Source organism: Dactylosporangium sp. NPDC051485 (assembly GCF_040682015.1).
GTDB lineage: Bacteria > Actinomycetota > Actinomycetes > Mycobacteriales > Micromonosporaceae > Dactylosporangium.
In genome coordinates this window covers 1-16,794 of the sequence record NZ_JBFAZW010000167.1, presented here as the reverse complement: position 1 = coordinate 16,794, position 16,794 = coordinate 1, and the positions used below count along the sequence as shown (strand labels likewise).

The 16,794-nt window shown below is 74.2% G+C and carries 18 protein-coding genes; 10 read left to right on the top strand and 8 right to left on the bottom strand.

Annotated features, from left to right (window positions below; translation table 11 throughout):
- The 5 genes from AB0M46_RS48115 to AB0M46_RS48095 form a co-directional block, all read left to right on the top strand.
- Nucleotides 1-1,406: hypothetical protein (locus AB0M46_RS48115; RefSeq protein WP_363347840.1), on the top strand; the 1,406-nt coding region annotated here is incomplete at its 5' end.
- A 72-nt stretch (nucleotides 1,407-1,478) separates the two neighbouring features.
- Nucleotides 1,479-2,099 (top strand): TetR/AcrR family transcriptional regulator, encoded by a 621-nt coding sequence (locus AB0M46_RS48110; protein ID WP_363347838.1) that lies wholly within the window; start codon nucleotides 1,479-1,481, stop codon nucleotides 2,097-2,099.
- Nucleotides 2,100-2,215: 116 nt separating this feature from the next.
- Nucleotides 2,216-3,286: a glutamate--cysteine ligase gene (locus AB0M46_RS48105; RefSeq protein ID WP_363347836.1), complete on the top strand. Its 1,071-nt coding sequence runs from the start codon at nucleotides 2,216-2,218 to the stop codon at nucleotides 3,284-3,286.
- A gap of 13 nt (nucleotides 3,287-3,299) precedes the next feature.
- Nucleotides 3,300-4,115 carry an HAD family phosphatase gene (locus AB0M46_RS48100; RefSeq protein WP_363347834.1) on the top strand — a complete coding sequence of 272 codons (816 nt, stop codon included), beginning with the start codon at nucleotides 3,300-3,302 and terminating at the stop codon, nucleotides 4,113-4,115.
- Nucleotides 4,112-5,032: a TAXI family TRAP transporter solute-binding subunit gene (locus tag AB0M46_RS48095; protein ID WP_363347832.1), complete on the top strand. Its 921-nt coding sequence runs from the start codon at nucleotides 4,112-4,114 to the stop codon at nucleotides 5,030-5,032. The genes AB0M46_RS48100 and AB0M46_RS48095 overlap by 4 nt, the downstream gene beginning before the upstream one ends.
- Nucleotides 5,033-5,228: 196 nt before the next feature.
- Here AB0M46_RS48095 and AB0M46_RS48090 read toward each other — a convergent pair whose 3' ends face one another.
- Both AB0M46_RS48090 and AB0M46_RS48085 read right to left on the bottom strand, forming a co-directional pair.
- Nucleotides 5,229-6,605 carry a HAMP domain-containing sensor histidine kinase gene (locus tag AB0M46_RS48090; protein ID WP_363347830.1) on the bottom strand — a complete coding sequence of 459 codons (1,377 nt, stop codon included), beginning with the start codon at nucleotides 6,603-6,605 and terminating at the stop codon, nucleotides 5,229-5,231.
- Entirely contained in the window at nucleotides 6,602-7,270 is a 669-nt protein-coding gene (locus AB0M46_RS48085) for a response regulator transcription factor (RefSeq protein WP_363347828.1), read from the bottom strand. Before AB0M46_RS48085 ends, AB0M46_RS48090 begins: the two co-directional genes overlap by 4 nt.
- A gap of 98 nt (nucleotides 7,271-7,368) precedes the next feature.
- Here AB0M46_RS48085 and AB0M46_RS48080 point away from each other — a divergent pair, with 98 nt between their 5' ends.
- Nucleotides 7,369-7,977, top strand: coding sequence for a hypothetical protein (locus AB0M46_RS48080; RefSeq protein WP_363347826.1), 609 nt, complete (start codon nucleotides 7,369-7,371; stop codon nucleotides 7,975-7,977).
- Nucleotides 7,978-7,987: 10 nt separating this feature from the next.
- Here AB0M46_RS48080 and AB0M46_RS48075 read toward each other — a convergent pair whose 3' ends face one another.
- On the bottom strand, nucleotides 7,988-8,617 hold the full coding sequence (locus AB0M46_RS48075; protein WP_363347824.1) for a TetR/AcrR family transcriptional regulator C-terminal domain-containing protein: 630 nt from the start codon (nucleotides 8,615-8,617) through the stop codon (nucleotides 7,988-7,990).
- A gap of 43 nt (nucleotides 8,618-8,660) precedes the next feature.
- Here AB0M46_RS48075 and AB0M46_RS48070 point away from each other — a divergent pair, with 43 nt between their 5' ends.
- From AB0M46_RS48070 to AB0M46_RS48060, 3 genes are read left to right on the top strand one after another with little or no spacing between them, the layout of a single operon-like run.
- Nucleotides 8,661-9,812 (top strand): acyl-CoA dehydrogenase family protein, encoded by a 1,152-nt coding sequence (locus AB0M46_RS48070; protein ID WP_363347822.1) that lies wholly within the window; start codon nucleotides 8,661-8,663, stop codon nucleotides 9,810-9,812.
- Between the two features lie 14 nt (nucleotides 9,813-9,826).
- On the top strand, nucleotides 9,827-11,167 hold the full coding sequence (locus tag AB0M46_RS48065) for an aldehyde dehydrogenase family protein (RefSeq protein WP_363347820.1): 1,341 nt from the start codon (nucleotides 9,827-9,829) through the stop codon (nucleotides 11,165-11,167).
- Nucleotides 11,164-12,240 carry a Zn-dependent alcohol dehydrogenase gene (locus AB0M46_RS48060; RefSeq protein WP_363347818.1) on the top strand — a complete coding sequence of 359 codons (1,077 nt, stop codon included), beginning with the start codon at nucleotides 11,164-11,166 and terminating at the stop codon, nucleotides 12,238-12,240. Before AB0M46_RS48065 ends, AB0M46_RS48060 begins: the two co-directional genes overlap by 4 nt.
- On the opposite strand, the gene AB0M46_RS48055 is transcribed toward AB0M46_RS48060, so the two are convergent.
- The 5 genes from AB0M46_RS48055 to AB0M46_RS48035 form a co-directional block, all read right to left on the bottom strand.
- The gene (locus tag AB0M46_RS48055; protein ID WP_363347815.1) at nucleotides 12,191-13,012 is read right to left on the bottom strand and encodes an alpha/beta fold hydrolase; all 822 of its coding nucleotides are present in this window, start codon (nucleotides 13,010-13,012) and stop codon (nucleotides 12,191-12,193) included. The genes AB0M46_RS48060 and AB0M46_RS48055 overlap by 50 nt on opposite strands.
- Before the next feature lie 216 nt (nucleotides 13,013-13,228).
- Nucleotides 13,229-13,840, bottom strand: a complete 612-nt coding sequence (locus AB0M46_RS48050) for a hypothetical protein (RefSeq protein ID WP_363347813.1) — start codon at nucleotides 13,838-13,840, stop codon at nucleotides 13,229-13,231.
- A gap of 9 nt (nucleotides 13,841-13,849) precedes the next feature.
- On the bottom strand, nucleotides 13,850-14,305 hold the full coding sequence (locus tag AB0M46_RS48045; RefSeq protein ID WP_363347811.1) for a hypothetical protein: 456 nt from the start codon (nucleotides 14,303-14,305) through the stop codon (nucleotides 13,850-13,852).
- A gap of 75 nt (nucleotides 14,306-14,380) precedes the next feature.
- The gene (locus AB0M46_RS48040) at nucleotides 14,381-15,046 is read right to left on the bottom strand and encodes a response regulator (RefSeq protein ID WP_363347809.1); all 666 of its coding nucleotides are present in this window, start codon (nucleotides 15,044-15,046) and stop codon (nucleotides 14,381-14,383) included.
- A gap of 158 nt (nucleotides 15,047-15,204) precedes the next feature.
- On the bottom strand, nucleotides 15,205-16,314 hold the full coding sequence (locus tag AB0M46_RS48035) for a damage-control phosphatase ARMT1 family protein (protein ID WP_363347807.1): 1,110 nt from the start codon (nucleotides 16,312-16,314) through the stop codon (nucleotides 15,205-15,207).
- A 29-nt stretch (nucleotides 16,315-16,343) separates the two neighbouring features.
- Between AB0M46_RS48035 and AB0M46_RS48030 the strand changes: the two genes are divergently transcribed.
- Nucleotides 16,344-16,733, top strand: coding sequence for a hypothetical protein (locus tag AB0M46_RS48030; RefSeq protein WP_363347805.1), 390 nt, complete (start codon nucleotides 16,344-16,346; stop codon nucleotides 16,731-16,733).
- Nucleotides 16,734-16,794 lie beyond the last annotated feature (61 nt).

Below are 16,794 nucleotides of genomic sequence, written 5' to 3'. Positions count from 1 at the left end.
GCCTGCTGCACCTGGTGCGCGGCCACCCCGACCTGCTCGACGGCGGCGCGTCCCGGGCCGGCGGCCTGGCCGGCTGGCTCATCGCCGAGCCGCTGCGCCTCGTGCTGTCCGGCGGCGGGGCGATCGCGCTGCTCGGCGGGGTGCTGGCCACGGCGGCCGCGATGGTCGCCGCCGCGGCCGGGCGGGCCTGGGGCACAGTCACCGGGTACGCCACCCTGGCCGTGGCGGTCGCGGTGCCGCTCGGCGCGGTGGGCGCCGGGCACTGGTTCGGCTTCGAGTACTACCTGCGCACCGAGCATGGGCACGTCGTGGTCGTGGCCGGGCTCTCTCCCTCGCACCGCCAGGCGGTCCACGACACCGGGCTGACCCTCGACGGGATGTCGCCGTCGCTGGCCCAGCTCTTCGCCGACGGGCTGCCGGTGACCGGCTACGCCGATGGGGACCGCATCGCCAAGGCGCTCGCCGCGCCGTCCACCTCGGCGGCCGAGAGCTACTCCGGCAACGAGTTCGAGCTCAGGACCGGCGAGTGCTTCGACTGGATCGGCGGGTCGTCGCAGCTGCGGTACGTCGCCCCCTGCAACGCCGCCCACGTCGGCGAGGTCACGTTCGTCGGCCATCTGCCCTTCACCGTCGACCCGGGCCCGAAGGCGGTCGCGGCGGCGGCGCGCGCGATGTGCGAGCAGTCCTACGGCGACTACCTCGGCGTGCCCTTCGGCCAGTCGTTCCTGCCGCTGGAGGCGCCGCTGCTGGCGCCGGGGCTGGACAAGGCGTGGCAGACCCGGTCGGTCATCGCCTGCTGGCTCGGCTCGGTCGGGCCGTGGCCGCTCAAGGGGACCCGCACGGTGGCCGCGCTGCAGCAGAAGGCGGCCTGGGAGCCGGGCGGCGGCTGCAAGATCGAGGTGCCGGACGCGCTGCGGATCACCGCCGAGCAGCCGGGCGTGCGCTGCCTGGCCCCGGGCCCGCAGCAGCGGCTCAGCGTGCCGGGCGCCGGGTTCAACATCGACCTGGAGTTCGCCGCGATCGGCAAGGCGGCCGGCGGGGCCCGCATCGGCGCCGGGTGCTTCGACGGGGCGAACCTCGCCAACGGGTACAGCTTCGAGGTCACCGCCGACGGCACGATCGAGATCTACAAGCACGCCGGGGACCAGCACCCGCGGGTGGCCGCGTCGGCCAAGCCGAAGAACGCCGGCCCGCCGGCCACCGCCTCGACGCCGCTGCAAGTGCTCTGCAAGCCGACCGGGGACGGCGGGATGGAGCTGACCGCGTTCTCGACCGGCAACCGCAAGGCGACCTACGTGGACAAGGACAACCCGTTCACGTCGCTGAGCCCGCGCCTGGTGCTCACCAACGCGGCCACCGGCGGGGTCGTGATGACCACCATGATCTTCAACGCGACGCGGGTCTGAGGCCGCCGCCCGGCGTTGCGGGGTGTTGCACGCGACTGGTAGGAGAGCGAGCGTTCGTTCTATTCTCGGAGGATGCCGCGCGTCTCCGAAGCCCATCTTGCCGCGCGCCGCGAACAGATCATCGAGGCGGCCACCCGCTGCTTCGTGCGCAACGGCTTCCACCAGACCTCGATGCAGGACGTCATCCGGGAGGCCGGGCTCTCCGTCGGTGCCTTCTACCGGTACTTCTCCAGCAAGGCCGAGCTCATCCGGGCCATCGCCGAGGAGAAGGTCGGCGGCATCGTCGCCACCGTGGACCACCTCCTGGAGCAGGACCCGCCGCCCCCGCTCGCCGTGGCCTTCGCCGAGCTGCTGACCCAGGTCGACGCCAACCTCGCCGAGCAGGACGGAGCGGTGCGCATCGCCGTGCAGGTCTGGGGTGAGGCCGCGCACGACCCCGCCTTCGCCGAGCTCATCGGCGGGATCTACGGCCGCATCCGCACCAGCGCGGCCGCCCTCGCCGAGCGGGCCCGCTCGGCCGGGCAGCTCCCGCCGCACACCGATCCGGAGGCGGTCGGCGCGGTCGTGATCGGCCTCGTGCAGGGGTACATCATCCAGCGCGTCCTGGTCGGCCGGGTGGACCGCGACACGTTCCTGGCCGGGCTCGACGCGCTCATCGGTCACCACCCGGCGGCGCGATCCCCGGCCCCCTAGGCTGCATGGGCAGCGCCACCTCTTCGACAGCGACGACCGCGTCGCGGTCCCCGCCGCCCTAGGGTGGGTGGCATGCAGGAACGGATTCTGGGGCACACCGGCGTGGCCGAGCGGTGGTGAGCGCCGGGGACACCATCGGCGTGGAGGAGGAGTTCCACGTCGTGCACGCCGAGACCGGCGAGCTGGAGATGGCCGCGCGGCAGGTGCTGCGCGTCGCCGACGCCGAGCCGGAGCTGCACCGCTCGATGGTCGAGACGACCAGCGCCGTGCAGACCGGCCTGGAGGGACTGCGGGCCGACCTGCTGGACAAGCGCCGCTCGCTGGTCGAGGCGACCGGGCGGCTGGGCCTGGCCATCGTCGCCGCCGGCAGCGTGCCGGGCTCCGGCAGCACACCGAGCCAGGTGTACCCCGACGAGCGCTACGAGCGGATGGCCTACGAGTACCGCCAGCTCGTCGACGAGCAGCAGGTGGCGGCGTGCCAGGTGCAGATCGGGGTACCCGACAAGGACCTCGCGGTGCGCATCACCCGCCGGATCCGCGAGTGGCTGCCGACGCTGCTGGCGCTGAGCGTGTCGTCGCCGTACTTCGCCGGCAACGACACCGGCTACGCCTCCTACCGCACGATCGTCACCTCGCGCTGGCCGACCGTCGGGCCGCCGCCGGACCTCGGCTCGGCCGCGGAGTACGACAAGGTCGTCGCCACCCTCGTGGAGAGCGGCGTGATCAGCGACGCCGGCATGGTGTACTTCGACGCCCGCCCCTCGGCGCGGTACCCGACGGTCGAGGTCCGGGTGGCCGACTCCTGCCCGCGCATCGACGACGTCGTGCTGCTCGCCGCGCTGTCCCGGGGGCTGGTGACCCGGGCCGCCGAGGAGGACGCGGCCGGCCGCCCGCTGCCGGAGGCGCCCCAGGTGCTGCTGCGCGCGGCCACCTGGCGGGCGGCCCGCTCCGGCATCGGCGGCCACCTCGTCGACCCGGCCACCCGGGCCCCGGTGCCGGCCGCCGAGCGCATCGACGCACTGATGGCCCACGTCCGCCCGGCCCTGGAGGCCCGCGGCGAGTGGGGTGTCGCGACCGAGCTGCTGGCCGGCCTGCGCGCCCGGGGCACCTCCGCGGCCCGCCAGCGGGCGGCGGGTTCGCATCGAGCGGCGGTGCTGGCCCTGGCCAAGGAGACCGCCGAGGACTGACTACCCTCGGCTCATGGCGCACAAGGGTCTGCTGGTGGACTGGGGCGGCGTGCTCACCACTGACGTGTTCGCGTCGTTCGACGCGTTCTGCGCCCGGGAGGGCCTGCCGGCCGGCACGGTCCGCGATCTCTTCCGGTCCGACCCCGCCGCCCGGGAACTACTCGCCGGCCTCGAGGACGGGACGCTGCCCGACGCCGAGTTCGAGGCCCGGTTCGCGGGGCTGATCGGCGTCGGCGCCGGCGACCTCATCGCGCGGCTGATGGGCGGCGCCGGGGCGGACGCGGACATGCTCGCCTTCGTCCGGGCCGCCCGCGCGGCCGGCGTGCGCACCGGGCTGGTCTCCAACTCGTGGGGCGTGGACCGGTACGACCGGGCCCTGCTCGGCGAGCTCTTCGACGGCGTGGTGATCTCCGGCGAGGTCGGCCTGCGCAAGCCCGCCCCCGAGATCTACGTGCTCGGCGCCGAGGCCGTCGGGCTGGCCCCTTCCGAGTGCGTGTACGTCGACGACCTGCCCGGCAACCTCAAGCCGGCCCGCGCGCTCGGGATGACCACCGTGCACCACCGCGACGCCGCCACCACCATCGCGGCCCTGCGCCCGCTGCTCGGCCTGCCCGCGCTCAGCCCGCCCGCGCCCGACCCGCCCACGCCCGACCCGCCCACGCCCGACCCGCCCACGCCCGACCAACCCGTGCCCGACCAACCCGTGCCCGACCAACCCGTGCCCGACCAACCCGTGCCCGGCCAACCCGTGCCCGGCCCGCCCACGCCCGGCCGGCCGGCGCTCGACCCGCCCGCGCTCGAACCGCCCGCGCTCGGGCTGCGCGCGTGAGACGGCGCGCGTTGCTCGGTCTGCTCGCCGCCGTGCCCGTGCTCGGCGCCTGTGAGTCGGAGGGCGACGGGGCGAGCGGGACGCTGCGCATCGCCACCGGCAGCCCCGGCGCCGTCTACTACCGCTACGGCTCCGCGATCGCCGACCTGGCCCGCAAGTACCTGCCCAAGGTGCACGCCAGCGTGCTGTCCACCGCCGCCTCGCAGATCAACGTCGACTACCTGCTCCAGGACACCGCCGACGTGGCCTTCACCCAGGCCGACATCGCCGCCGGCAACGAGGCCGCCCACCCGGGGCAGCTAGCCGCCCTGGCCCGCCTCTACGACGACTACATCCACGTGGTGGTGGCCGCAAACGGCCCGATCGCGAACTTCCCCGACCTGCTGGGCCGGCGGGTCTCCGTCGGCGCGCAGGGCTCCGGCACCGCGATCACCGCCGACCGCGTCCTCGGCGTGAACGACATCGCCGTCGAGCGGGCCCAGCTCGGCCTGGACGACTCGGTCCGGGCGATGCACGACGGGAAGATCGACGCCTTCTTCTTCTCCGGTGGCCTGCCCGTCGCCGCCATCGCCGAGCTGGCCAAGCAGGTGCCGATCCGGCTGCTGGACCTGGCCGCCTCGGTGCCGAGCCTGCGGGCGCGGTACGGCGACTACTACGCCGAGCGGGTCGTGCCGGCCTCGACGTACACGGGCATCAAGCCGACCGTGGTCATCGGCATCGCGAACTACCTCGTGGTGCGGCTGTCGATGAGCGAGCCGCTGGCGTACGGCGTGACGCGCCTCATCTTCGAGGGGCGCGACGAGCTGGCCAAGGCGCACCAGGCGGCGGCCCGGCTGAACGTGCGCTCGGCCATCTCGACCCCGCCGCTGCCCCTGCATCCCGGCGCGATCCGCTATTACCGCGCCCAGAAGCCCTGAACTGCTCTAATTCGGGCGTAAGCCTTGAAACGACAAGTCGGGCGCTCCGCACCACGACTTATCCGACTTATACCCTGTCAGGGTATAAGTCCGAAAAATCCTGAACGCGCCAGCGTTCGGGATTTTTCGTCGTTCTCAGCGGCGCCGCCGGGGACCAGAGCCGAGTGTGCAAGCCGGAAGGGTCGCTGGGCAGCTTTCAGGGCGCTGCCGGGAACCAGAGCCGGGCGTGCAGGCCCGAAGGGTCGCTGGGCAGCAGGTCGAGACGGCCGCCGGAGGCATCCACCAGGACGGCGACGATCGGCAGGCCCAGGCCGCTGCCGTCCACGTTCTGCGCGTCGGGGGCCCGCCAGAAGCGCTCGGTGGCCATCTCCCGCTGCTCCCCCGTCAGCCCCGGCCCGTTGTCGGTCACGTGGAGGGCCACGCCGCCGTCGTCGGCTCCGGGGCGTACCGTCACCGTCGTCCCGGGACCGGAGAACTTCACGGCGTTGTCGATGAGCGCGTCCAGGGCCTGGTCGGGCGCGTTGCGCACGGCGCGGGCCCGCAGCGGGTGGGCCGGGCGCACGTACCGCAGCGTGATCCCCTTCTTCGCCGCCACCGGCTGCCAGGCGACCACCCGCGCCCAGGCGATCTCGCCGGCGTCGACGTCGACCAGGTCGTACCGGCCGCGCTCGGCCCGAGCCAGGGCGAGCAGGCTGTCGAGCACGTCGCCGAAGCGCTCGGCCTCCTCCAGCGCGAGCCGGTGCCCCTCGATCGCCTGCTGGTCCGTGAGGTCGGCGCCGAGGTCCTCGACCCGCAGCCGCAGCGCGGTGAGCGGGTTGCGCAGCTGGTGGCTGGCGTGCGAGACGAACGCGCGCTGCCGCTCCAGGGAGTCGGCGACGGTCTCCGCCATCTCGTTGAACGCCGAACCCAGCCGCCGCAGCTCCGGCGGCCCGTCGGCGGCCGGCACCCGCACCGCGTAGTCGCCCGCCGCGAGCTCGTGCGCGGCGGCGTCGAGGGCGGCGACCGGCCGCAGCGTCCAGCGGGCCAGGGTCCAGGCGGCGACGATGCCGGCGAAGAGCACGACGAGCCCGCCGCCGGCCAGGATGCTCCAGGAGGTGCCGACCCCGTTGGCGTTGCGCCGGGTCGGCGAGATGGTGACGACGGCCCCGATGACCTCGCCGCCGCGGCCGACCGGCACGGCGACCACGAGCGGCTCGGTGCGCCACGGCCAGATGGTCCCGTCGTCGCTCGCCTCGCGCCCTTCGAGGGCCCGGCGGGCCTGGCGCAGCACGTCGTTGTCGGCGAGCCGGATGCCCGGCCGGGAGCTCACCACCTCGTGCGCGTCCTGGTCCACGACGACGGCGCCGACGCCGTAGACGTCGTCGTAGCGGGTCAGCTCGGCGGCCAGCTCCGCCGTGTCGGAGGCGCGCAGCGCAGGCTCGGCGAGCGTGGCGAACCTCGTCGCGTCGGCCAGCCGGTCGGCGACCAGGCGCTGGGTGTCCCGGCCGGCGATGGTCATGGCCAGCGGTACCTCGAGCGCCGCCAGCACCAGCAGGAGCAGCACGAGATAGACGGCGCCGAGGCGGACCCTCATGGCGCGAGGCGGTACCCGACGCCGCGCACGGTCTGCACCAGCCCCGGCACGTCGAGCTTGGCCCGCAGCGAGCCGACGTGCACGTCGAGGGTGTGCCGCCCGACGAAGCTGGTCTGCCAGACCGCGAGGATCAGGCGGTCGTAGGACACGACGACCCCGGGCGTGCGGGCCAGCACGGCCAGGATCTCGAACTCCTTGCGCGTCAGCGCGACCTCGCGCCCGCCGTCGACGACCACCCGCCGCGCCGCCGTGTCGACGGTGACCGGCCCGGCGGTGAGCGTCTCGCTCGGCGGCGGCGCGGCCCGGGCGGCCCGCCGCATGACCGCCTCGATCCGGGCGTTGAGCTCGGCCATCGAGTACGGCTTGACGACGTAGTCGTCGGCCCCGGTCCGCAGCCCGAGCACCCGGTCGCGCTCCTCGGCGCGGGCGGTGACGGCGATGATGGCCACCGTCTCGTCCTTGCGCCGCAGCGCGCGGCACACTTCGATGCCGTCGCCGTCGGGCAGGTTGAGATCGAGCAGGATCAGATCGAACGCCTCGCCGGCGAACGCATCGAGGGCGGACTGCGCGGTCGGGCAGTGCACGACCTCGTGCCCGCGCCGGCGCAGGGCCGTGGCCAGGGCGGCCGCCACCCGCGCGTCGTCTTCGACCAGCATCATCCGCATTGTGCGGCCCATGGTACGGGAGGCCTTACATTCAAGAGTTCCTCAAGGAACGGCGGCGCAGGTTCCCGCGGCCCGGCCCGCGTTGCCACGGTGTTGGGATGGACATCGCATCGAACGGCGGGCGCTACCGCGCCTCGACCGTGGCCGCCTTCGAGGCGGCGGTCCTCGTGCGATGCACCGGGGTGTGTGGTGGAGGAGGTCGTGCCCGGGCGCTGGGTGGCACCCGGGCACGCGCTCCCTTCGCGAGGCTCACGTTCACCGGCGTCCTGGCGGAGTTCAGCCGGGGCACCGCGGCCGAGCGCCTGGCCGACCTGCTGCGCACCGCGGGCCACGAGGCGAGCGTGCACCGATACACGGCCGGCACCCGCCACCGCTACGAGATCTTCCGCGTCTTCGCCTCCGCCGACTCCTGGGCCTACCTGGACCGGGCCTGGGCGCAGGGGTACGGCGAACTCTGCGGCGCCCCGGCCGAGGCCCGCTCGACCCGTCAGGCCCGCCACTCCCGTGCGCTCGCGGAGGCCGCCTGGCGCGGCGTGCTGTTGGTCTCCGGCCCGGCCCGGACCGGCTCCCCCGGCCTGCGGGTGGCCGACCTGGACACGGCGACGGTGCTCATCCGGGCCGGGCGCATGATGCGCCTGCCGGTGCGCATGAGCACCCGGCCGGGCGGCCAGCTGTTGCTGGTCATGCCCGAGCACGCGGCCGCCTGACCCGCGGCCCCTACGGACGCAGGGCGGCGAAGCGCCGCTCCAGGCCGTCGATCAGCGCGTCCAGGCCCAGCTCGAAGGCCGCGTCGTCCACCTCCGAATGGCGGTCGGCCAGCCGGTGGGCGTCGCGCAGGTGCGGGTAGTCGGCCTCGTACAGCGAAGGGTCGGCGACGAAGCCCAGGGCGAACGAGCCCAGCGCCGAACCGGCCACGAAGTACCGCATGGCGGCGCCGATCCGGGTGGCCTGCGCAGGCGGCCAGCCCGCCGAGACCAGCGCGCCGTGGACCGCGTCGGCCAGCCGGAGCGACGCCGGGCGGCGGGCCGGGCCGCGGGCCAGGAACGGGATCACGTGCGGGTGGGCGCGGAAGGCGGCGCGGTAGGCCCGGGCCCACCCGCGCAGGGCGGCCGGCCACGGGTCGCGGCCGAGCATCGACAGGTCCACGCCGGCCACGATGGCGTCGCCGACCGCGTCGACGATCTCCTCCTTGGTGTCGAAGTGGTTGTACAGCGACGGCGCCTGCACCCCCAGCTCCCGCGCCAGCCGCCGGGTCGACAGTGCGTCGAGGCCGTCGGCGTCGACGATCGCGGTGGCGACCTCGACGATGCGCTCGCGGCTCAGCAGTGGCGTTCGGGGACGGACCATGCGTACGATCCTAGAAACTAACAACGTTAGTTAAGGAACCGGTATGGACTTGACCCTCAGCGACGAGCAGCAGGCGGTCCGCCGCCTGGCCGCCGAGTTCACCGATCGCGAGATCGCACCGCACGCGGCCGCCTGGGACCGGGCCGAGCAGGTCGACCTGGCGATCGTGAAGAAGATGGCCGGCCTGGGCCTGTTCGGCATCACGATCCCCGAGTCGTACGGGGGCAGCGGCGGGGACCACCTGACCTACTGCCTGGCCCTGGAGGAGCTCGGCCGCGGCGACTCGTCGGTGCGCGGCATCGTGTCGGTGTCCCTGGGCCTGGTCGCCAAGAGCATCCTCGGGTACGGCACGCAGGCCCAGAAGGAAACGTGGCTCCCCCGGCTGTGCGGCGGGACCGACCTGGCCTGCTTCGCGCTCACCGAGCCCGACACCGGCTCCGACGCCGGCGCGCTGTCCACCCGCGCCACCCGGGCCGCCGGCGGCTGGCGGATCGACGGCGCGAAGATGTTCATCACGAACGGGACCTGGGCGTCCGTGGCGCTCGTATTCGCGCGCACCGGCGGGCCGGGGCCCAAGGGGATCTCCGCCTTCCTCGTGCCGCTGCCCTCCGAGGGGCTGCAGGTCACGGAGGTGCACGGCAAACTCGGGCTGCGCGGGCAGGCCACCGCCATGCTGAGCTTCGACGAGGTGTTCGTCGGCGAGGACGCCATGCTCGGGGCCGAGGGGCAGGGCTTCACGATCGCCATGGCGGCGCTGGCCAAGGGGCGGATGTCGCTGGCCGCCGGGTGCGTCGGGATCATCCAGGGCTGCCTGGACGCGGCGACCTCCTACGCCACCCAGCGCGAGCAGTTCGGCCGGAAGATCGCCTCGTTCCAGCTCGTCCAGCAGCTCATCGCCGACATCTCGGTGGAGGCCGACGCGGCCCGGCTGCTCACCTGGCGGGTGGCCGACCTCATCGACCGCGGGCTGCCGTTCGCCACCGAGTCCTCGACGGCGAAGCTGTTCGCCTCCGAGGCCGCGGTGCGGGCGGCCAACTCGGCGCTGCAGGTCTTCGGCGGCTACGGGTACATCGACGAGTACCCCGTGGGCAAATACCTGCGCGACGCGCGTGTCACTACGGTGTACGAGGGCACCAGCCAGATCCAGAAGCTCATCATCGGCCGCGCTCGCACCGGCGTGAGCGCGTTCGCGTAGGGGGCCACACACACGTGATCGACATCGTCAATCCCGCCACCGAACAGGTCATCGGGTCCGTCTCGCCCGGCGACGTAGACGCCGCCGTGGCCGCGGCCCGGGCCGCCCAGCCCGCCTGGGCCGCCCTGCCGCGCGCCGAGCGGGCCGCGCGCCTGCGGGCGCTGCTCGACGGGCTGACCGAGGCCGCGCCCGGGCTCGCCGAGCTCATCAGCGCCGAGATGGGGGCGCCGCTGCCGGTGGCCCGCAAGGTCCAGGTCGGGCTGGCGCTGGCCACCGTGCAGTCGATGGCCGAGCTGCTGGAGCGGCCCGAGGAGCCGGAGCGGATCGGCAACTCCGAGATCTACCGGGAGCCGGTCGGCGTGGTCGCGGCGATCACCCCGTGGAACTACCCGCTGCACCAGACCGTCGCCAAGGTCGCCCCGGCGCTCGCGGCCGGCAACACCGTCGTGCACAAGCCGAGCGAGGTCGCCCCGCTCTCGGCCGACCGGCTGGCCGAGCTGGTGCGGGCGGCCGGCATCCCCGACGGGGTCTACAACGTCGTGCACGGCTACGGCGACCCGACCGGCGCCGAGCTCGCCGGGCACCCCGGCATCGACCTGGTCTCGTTCACCGGCTCCACGGCGGCCGGGCGCAAGGTCGCCGCGCTGGCCGCGCCCAACCTCACCCGGGTCGCGCTGGAGCTGGGCGGCAAGTCGGCCAACGTGATCCTGCCCGACGCCGACCTGGCCGTCGCGGTGAAGGTCGGCGTGGCCAACTGCTACCTCAACTCCGGCCAGACCTGCACCGCCTGGACCCGGATGCTGGTGCACGAGTCCCGCCACGACGAGGCGGTGGAGCTGGCCGTCGCCGCCGCGGCCAAGTACACGATGGGTGACCCCGCCGACCCGGCCACCCGGCTGGGCCCGCTCGCCTCGGCCGCCCAGCGCGACCGGGTGCTCGGCCACATCGAGCGCGGCCTGGCGGACGGGGCGACGATGGCGTACGGCAAGGCAGAGGTCCCCCCGGTCGGCTACTACGTCGCCCCGGTGGTCTTCGCCGGCGTCGACCCGGACGCGGCCATCGCCCAGGAGGAGGTCTTCGGGCCGGTGCTGTCCATCATCCGGTACCGCGACGAGGACGACGCCGCGCGCATCGCCAACGCCACCAGGTACGGCCTGGCCGGGGCGGTCTGGTCGGCCGACCGCGACCACGCGCTGGCCTTCGCCCGGCGGATGCGCACCGGCCAGGTCGACGTCAACGGCGGCGCGTTCAACCCGCTCGCCCCGTTCGGCGGCGTCGGGCACTCCGGCTACGGCCGCGAGCTCGGCGTCCACGGCTACGAGGAGTTCACCGCGGTGAAGGCGGTGCAGCTGTGACGGCGGCGTCGGTCCTGCGCGCGCTCGACGGCCCGCTCGCCGTCGAGGAGATCGATCTCAACCCGGTCGGCCCGGGCCAGGTGCGGGTGCGCCTGGCCGCCGCCGGGGTCTGCCACTCCGACCTGTCGCTGGCCAACGGCACCCTGCGCCAGCCACTGCCGGCCGTCCTCGGCCACGAGGGCGCCGGCGTGGTGGTCGAGACCGGCGAGGGCGTCGCGGACATCAAGCCCGGCGACCACGTGGTGCTGAACTGGTCGCCGCCCTGCCGGGCCTGCTGGCACTGCGAGCACGGCGAGCCGTACCTGTGCCTGCACGCCGACGACGCCCGCGCGGTGCCGTTCGCCACCGCCGGCGGCGAGCCCGTCTACGCGGGCCTCGGCACGGGCGCCTTCGCCGCCGAGACGGTCGTCGGCGCGCACGCCTGCATCCCGGTGCCGGCCGACATCCCGCTCGCCGAGGCCGCGCTGCTCGGCTGCGCGGTGCTCACCGGCGTCGGCGCGGTCACCAACGCGGCCAAGGTGCGCCCCGGGCAGACGGTCGCGGTCATCGGGCTCGGCGGCGTCGGGCTGGCGGCGGTCCAGGGCGCCCGCATCGCCGGGGCGTCGGCGATCATCGCGGTCGACCCGGCGCCGGACAAGGAGGCGCTGGCCCGCTCGCTCGGCGCCACGCACTTCGTCTCGCCGGGCGAGAAGCTGTCCAAGCAGATCCGCGGGCTGACCGGCGGCCTCGGCGCCGACCACGCGATCGAGTGCGTCGGTCGGGGCGACACGATCCGGGCCGCCTGGTCGGCGACCCGGCGCGGCGGCACCGCGACCGTCGTCGGGCTCGGCTCGGCCCAGGACCCGGTGACGTTCAACGCCCTCGAGGTGGCGTACTTCGCCCGGAGCATCGTCGGCTGCATGTACGGCAGCACCGACCCGGCCGTGGACGTGCCGCTGCTGCTGGAGCACTACCGGGCCGGCCGGCTGAACCTCGCCGCGCTGGTCAGCGACGAGGTCGGGCTGGACGGGGTGGGCGAGGCGTTCAGCCGGATGCGCGCGGGCCGGGGCGCGCGGACGCTGATCCGGTTCTGAGCACCCCGGTCGTCGCCAGGATCACCGCGGCGACCCCGGCCGGGTCGTCACTCATCGGGACGTGGCCGCAGCCGTCCAGGGTCGCGTGGCGGGCACCGGGAAGTACCTCCCGGGCCCGCGCCGCCTGGATCGGCTCCAGGATGCGGTCCCGCGCCGCCCAGGCCACGGTGACCGGGACCTCGGGCGCGCCGGCGAACGCGTAGGTGGCGCCGTGCCGGGCCACCGCCGCGAAGCCCTTGCCGCCGCGCAGGGCCAGGGTGTCGGCCAGCGCGCGCTCGGCAGAGAGCACCGACGGGTCGGTGACCAGCGCGCTGAAGGAGAAGCGCTTGCCGAAGCGCGTGCGGTAGAAGACGCGCAGCACCGGCGCCGGGGTGACCACCGCGCCGAGGCGCATGCCGCGCAGCATCCGCAGCGCCCGGCGCACCTGGGCGGGCGTGGCGAAGCCGGCCGGGGACAGCGCGGTGGCGGAGCGGGCCAGGCCGGCCGCGGCCAGCTCGAGCGCGACGGCGCCGCCGAGGCTGTTGCCGGCCACGTGCGGGCGGTCCAGGCCCAGCGCGGCGAAGAACTCCCCCAGCGCGGCCACGGCCGTCGGCATGCCGCGGTTGACCTCCGGGGCCGGCGAGCGACCGAAGCCGGGCAGGTCGAGCGCGATCACGTCGTGCCGCTCGGCCAGCATCGGGATGACGGGCTCCCAGGCCCGCCAGTGGTGCCCGATCCCGTGGATCAGCACCAGCGGCTCGCCTTCGCCGGATCGCACATAGTGGATGGTCATGCGGTCACCTCGCAGGCGGCGCCTGTTCCAGGGACCGGGTGTGCATCGACACTTCCCGGTACTCATTGGTACCGGGAGGTTACCATCGGGTAGCCACACGCAAAAGGGCCCGCCGGAGCGGGCCCTTCATCGATGTGCGCTGCGAGAGGGACCGGCAGGTGGGCGAGGTGCTCCTCGTGATCGCCAGTGGGTTAGCCCCGCTCGGCGATCACCGGGTCACGTGCCGACCAGGTGGTTGAGGAAGTCGCGGTACCCGTGCACGGCCGCCCGCAGCTGCTCGGTGTCGTCGCGGCCCGAGACCCGCCAGTTGCTGAGCTGGTCCTTGCGCGCGTTCAGCGAGGCGGTCACCCCGGCGAGGGCGTCGTCGACGAGGCGCTCGGCCTCCCCGGCCGCGGTCTGCGGGTCGTCCACGAAGCGCAGCTGCAGCTCCTGCCAGCGGGTGCGCACCTCGTAGGCGTGCGCCTCGCTGGTCAGCGGCGCCGCCGACAGGTACTGCCCGCCCCCGCCACCGTACTGCCCGCCCCCGCCGCCGTAGGGCTGGCCGTAGCCGGGCTGCGCGCCGTAGGGGACGGAGGACATGGGGGCTGTCTGCGGTACCCCCGCCGGGGCCGGAGCGGGCGGATGCGGCGCCGCCGGGGCGGGCCCGGCCGGACCCCCCGGGACCTGGGCCTGGGCTTGGGCCTGGGGGTGGACCGGGGCCGCCGGCGGTGGCGTCGAGCCCCCGGTCTCCACCTCCTCGTCTTCCTCCTTGCCGCCGCGCAGCAGGATCCAGCCGCCCACCGCCAGTGCGACTACAACGAGGCCGATCGTGATCGTCGTTGAGTTCATGGGTCCCCCTCACAGGCCGAGGATGCGATCGAGGAACTCGCGGTAGTCCCGCAGCGAGGCGCGCAGGTTCTCGGTGTCCAGGCCCCGGGCGGCGCGCTGCTGGTGCAGCTGGCCCCGCCGGGCGTCCAGCGAGGCGCTGAGCGAGGCGACCGCCTCCTGGACGAGCCGCTCCGCCTCCCCTGCGACCAGGTGCGGGTCGTCGATGAAGCGCAGCTGCAGCTCCTGCCACCGGCCGCGGATGCGCTGCCGGTCGGACTCATTCCACAGCCCGGCCAGGTTGGCCGGGCCGCCGACGGGGCGCGGGGCCGAGCCGTTGGCCTGGGCCGCCCCGCTGACCGAGGTGGCCGGCGGCGCGGACGGAGGCGTAACGGACGGCAGGGCCGAAACGTTGCCGTCCTCGTAATCCGTGGCGGCCGGGGCATCATCGTCAGCCTGGGGCGCCATCTCGTCGCCTTCAGGTTGCATGCGCGCGTTCCTCTCCATCGGGAGACCACGCGATACCCACCGCCAGTCGGGCAAAAGCCACTCGCCCGGGTGAGCCTAAGGCTGGAAGCGGTACCCCATGCCCGGCTCGGTGAGCAGATGGCGGGGGCGCGCCGGGTCCTGCTCCAGCTTGTGGCGCAGCTGGGTGACGTACTGCCGCAGGTAATGCGTCTGCTTGAGATAGGTCGGTCCCCACACGTCCTGCAGGAGCTGCCGCTGGCTCACCAGCTTGCCGGGGTTGCGCGCCAGCACCTCCAGCAGCTGCCACTCGGTCTTGGTGAGGTGCACCCCGCCGCCGACCGTGCGGGCCGCGAAGTCGACCTCGTGCCCGCCGATCGTCACGGACCCGAGCGGGTCGGCCGGGCCCAGCCGCCGGGTGACCGCCCGGACCCGGGCGAGCAGCTCGTCGATGCTGAACGGCTTGGTCACGTAGTCGTCGGCCCCGGCGTCCAGCGCCTCGACCTTGTCCCGCGAGTCGGCCCGGCCGGACAGCACCAGGATCGGCACCGGGCTCCAGGAGCGCAGCTTGCGGATCACGTCGACGCCGTCGAGGTCGGGCAGCCCCAGGTCGAGCACCACCAGGTCGGGCCGCTCCCGCGCCGCCGACTGCAGCGCCTCCCCGCCGGTGGTGGCCGCCACGACGTCGTATTGCCTGGCCACGAGGTTGATCCGCAGCGCCCGGACGAGCTGCGGCTCATCGTCGACGATGAGAATTCGGCTCACGTACCAAGCCTTGCACGCCGCCCCGCGTGACCCGGGACACGCTTGGGGCTCTTCGCAAGCGGACCGCAAGTGCCCGCCAAGTCCTTGACGGCAGAGTGCACAGCATGACGAACTCCTGCAAGTCCTGGGCCGGCCCGACCTTCTCCTCCGCCTCCTCCTCAGCCGCGAACCTGGATGAGGGCAAAAGCGCCGCTGGTGCGCCATGAGCCGGGCAGGCTCCGCTCCGCGCCCGCGTCCAGCCCGGTCACCACGTCCGACTTCACGGTCCGCAGCGCCGCGACGGACCCGGGAAAGTACTCGGTGACGCTCTCGAACGGGGTGGTCGCCGGCCAGACCCGATCCCCTACCAGGCGGCGGTAGTTGAGGTCCCCCTTGAGGATCGTCAGCTCCGCCGCCGCGAACCGCGCGGCGAGCCCCTCCGGCGCCTCGTGGAAGGTCAGCGGCGCGCAGTAGAAGTCCTCCGTGTGCAGCCGCAGCCGCCCGTCGCGCAGCGCCGCGGCCAGCCGGCCGCCGATCGCGCTGCCCTCCGGGAACCGCGCCAGCTCGGCGAGCACGTCGGCCGCCAGAGCGTCGGAGACGAAGTACGGCGCCGGCTTGACGTGCAGCTCGGCCCGGGCCGCCCGCCCGGTGCGCAGCAGGAAGTCCAGTAGCACCAGGTCGGGCAGCAGCTCCCGCCCGGCGTTGTCGGCCACGAGCACCACCACCCCGCCGCGCAGCACCTCCCACATCCGCTTGCGCTCGTCCACGAGCAGCTCACCGGCGGGCTGCTCCGCCCGCTGCACCAGCCGGAAGCCGAGGTCGGCCCGGTTGCCCCACAGCGCCGCCGCCACCACGCCGGCCGCCTGTTCCTCCTCGGGCAGCTCCTGCAGCGCGTCGAGCTCCGCCAGCTCCTGCGGCCCGGGCAGGTCCGCCGCCTTCTGCGGCCCGAAGGGGTCGATCCCCCGCCAGGCACCCGCCGCGTAGTAGCCCACGGCCTCCAGCAGCCGCCGGTAGAAGAAGTTCTCCGCCCAGAGGAACGGCACGTCGTACCACGACCGCCCGTACATCCCCTCACCCCACGCGGCCCACGCCTCGGCGTCGTGCGCCCCGGCATCCAGCGGCGTCACGACGCCGGAGTGCAAGAGCCGTTCGAGCCGCCGCCGTACCTCGGGTGGGTAAGGATGATCGGCGAGGACCCGCCGCACGATCGCCGGGTGCCGGTCCCGCAGGACCGAATGGGGAAACGACGACGGGTCACTGCTGACGATCACGGGTGGCGCGAGGGGCATGCGGGCAGTATCACCCGTAAACTCGAGCCATGTCGGAGGAGTTGTTCTATGCACTTCTCGTGATCGCCGGACTACTCATGGTCGCCATGCTGGTCCTGGCGATCTTCCTGGCCCTGCGGGTATGGAGGACCGGCAAGTACCTCCAGTCCATGGGCCTGGGCGGCAAGTGGGTCTTCTGGGGCGCCATCGCCTACACCGTCTTCCCCGTCGACCTGCTACCCGACCCGATCTACATCGACGACGTCGGCGTCCTGGGCGGCGCGCTGATCTACCTGACCCGCCTGGCGGCGAAGGCCAAGGCGCAGCGCGAGGTGCAGGGCAAGCCGCTCTACCCGCCACAGGCGCAGCGCCCGGCACAGGGCAGGCCGCCCCACCCGCCGCAGCCGCAGCGCCGCCCTCCGCAGCGCACCCGCCCGTAGCAGCGCCGTCCTTCGCAGCAGCGCCGTCCTCCGCAGCGGCGCCGCCCCAGGAGCGGCGGCC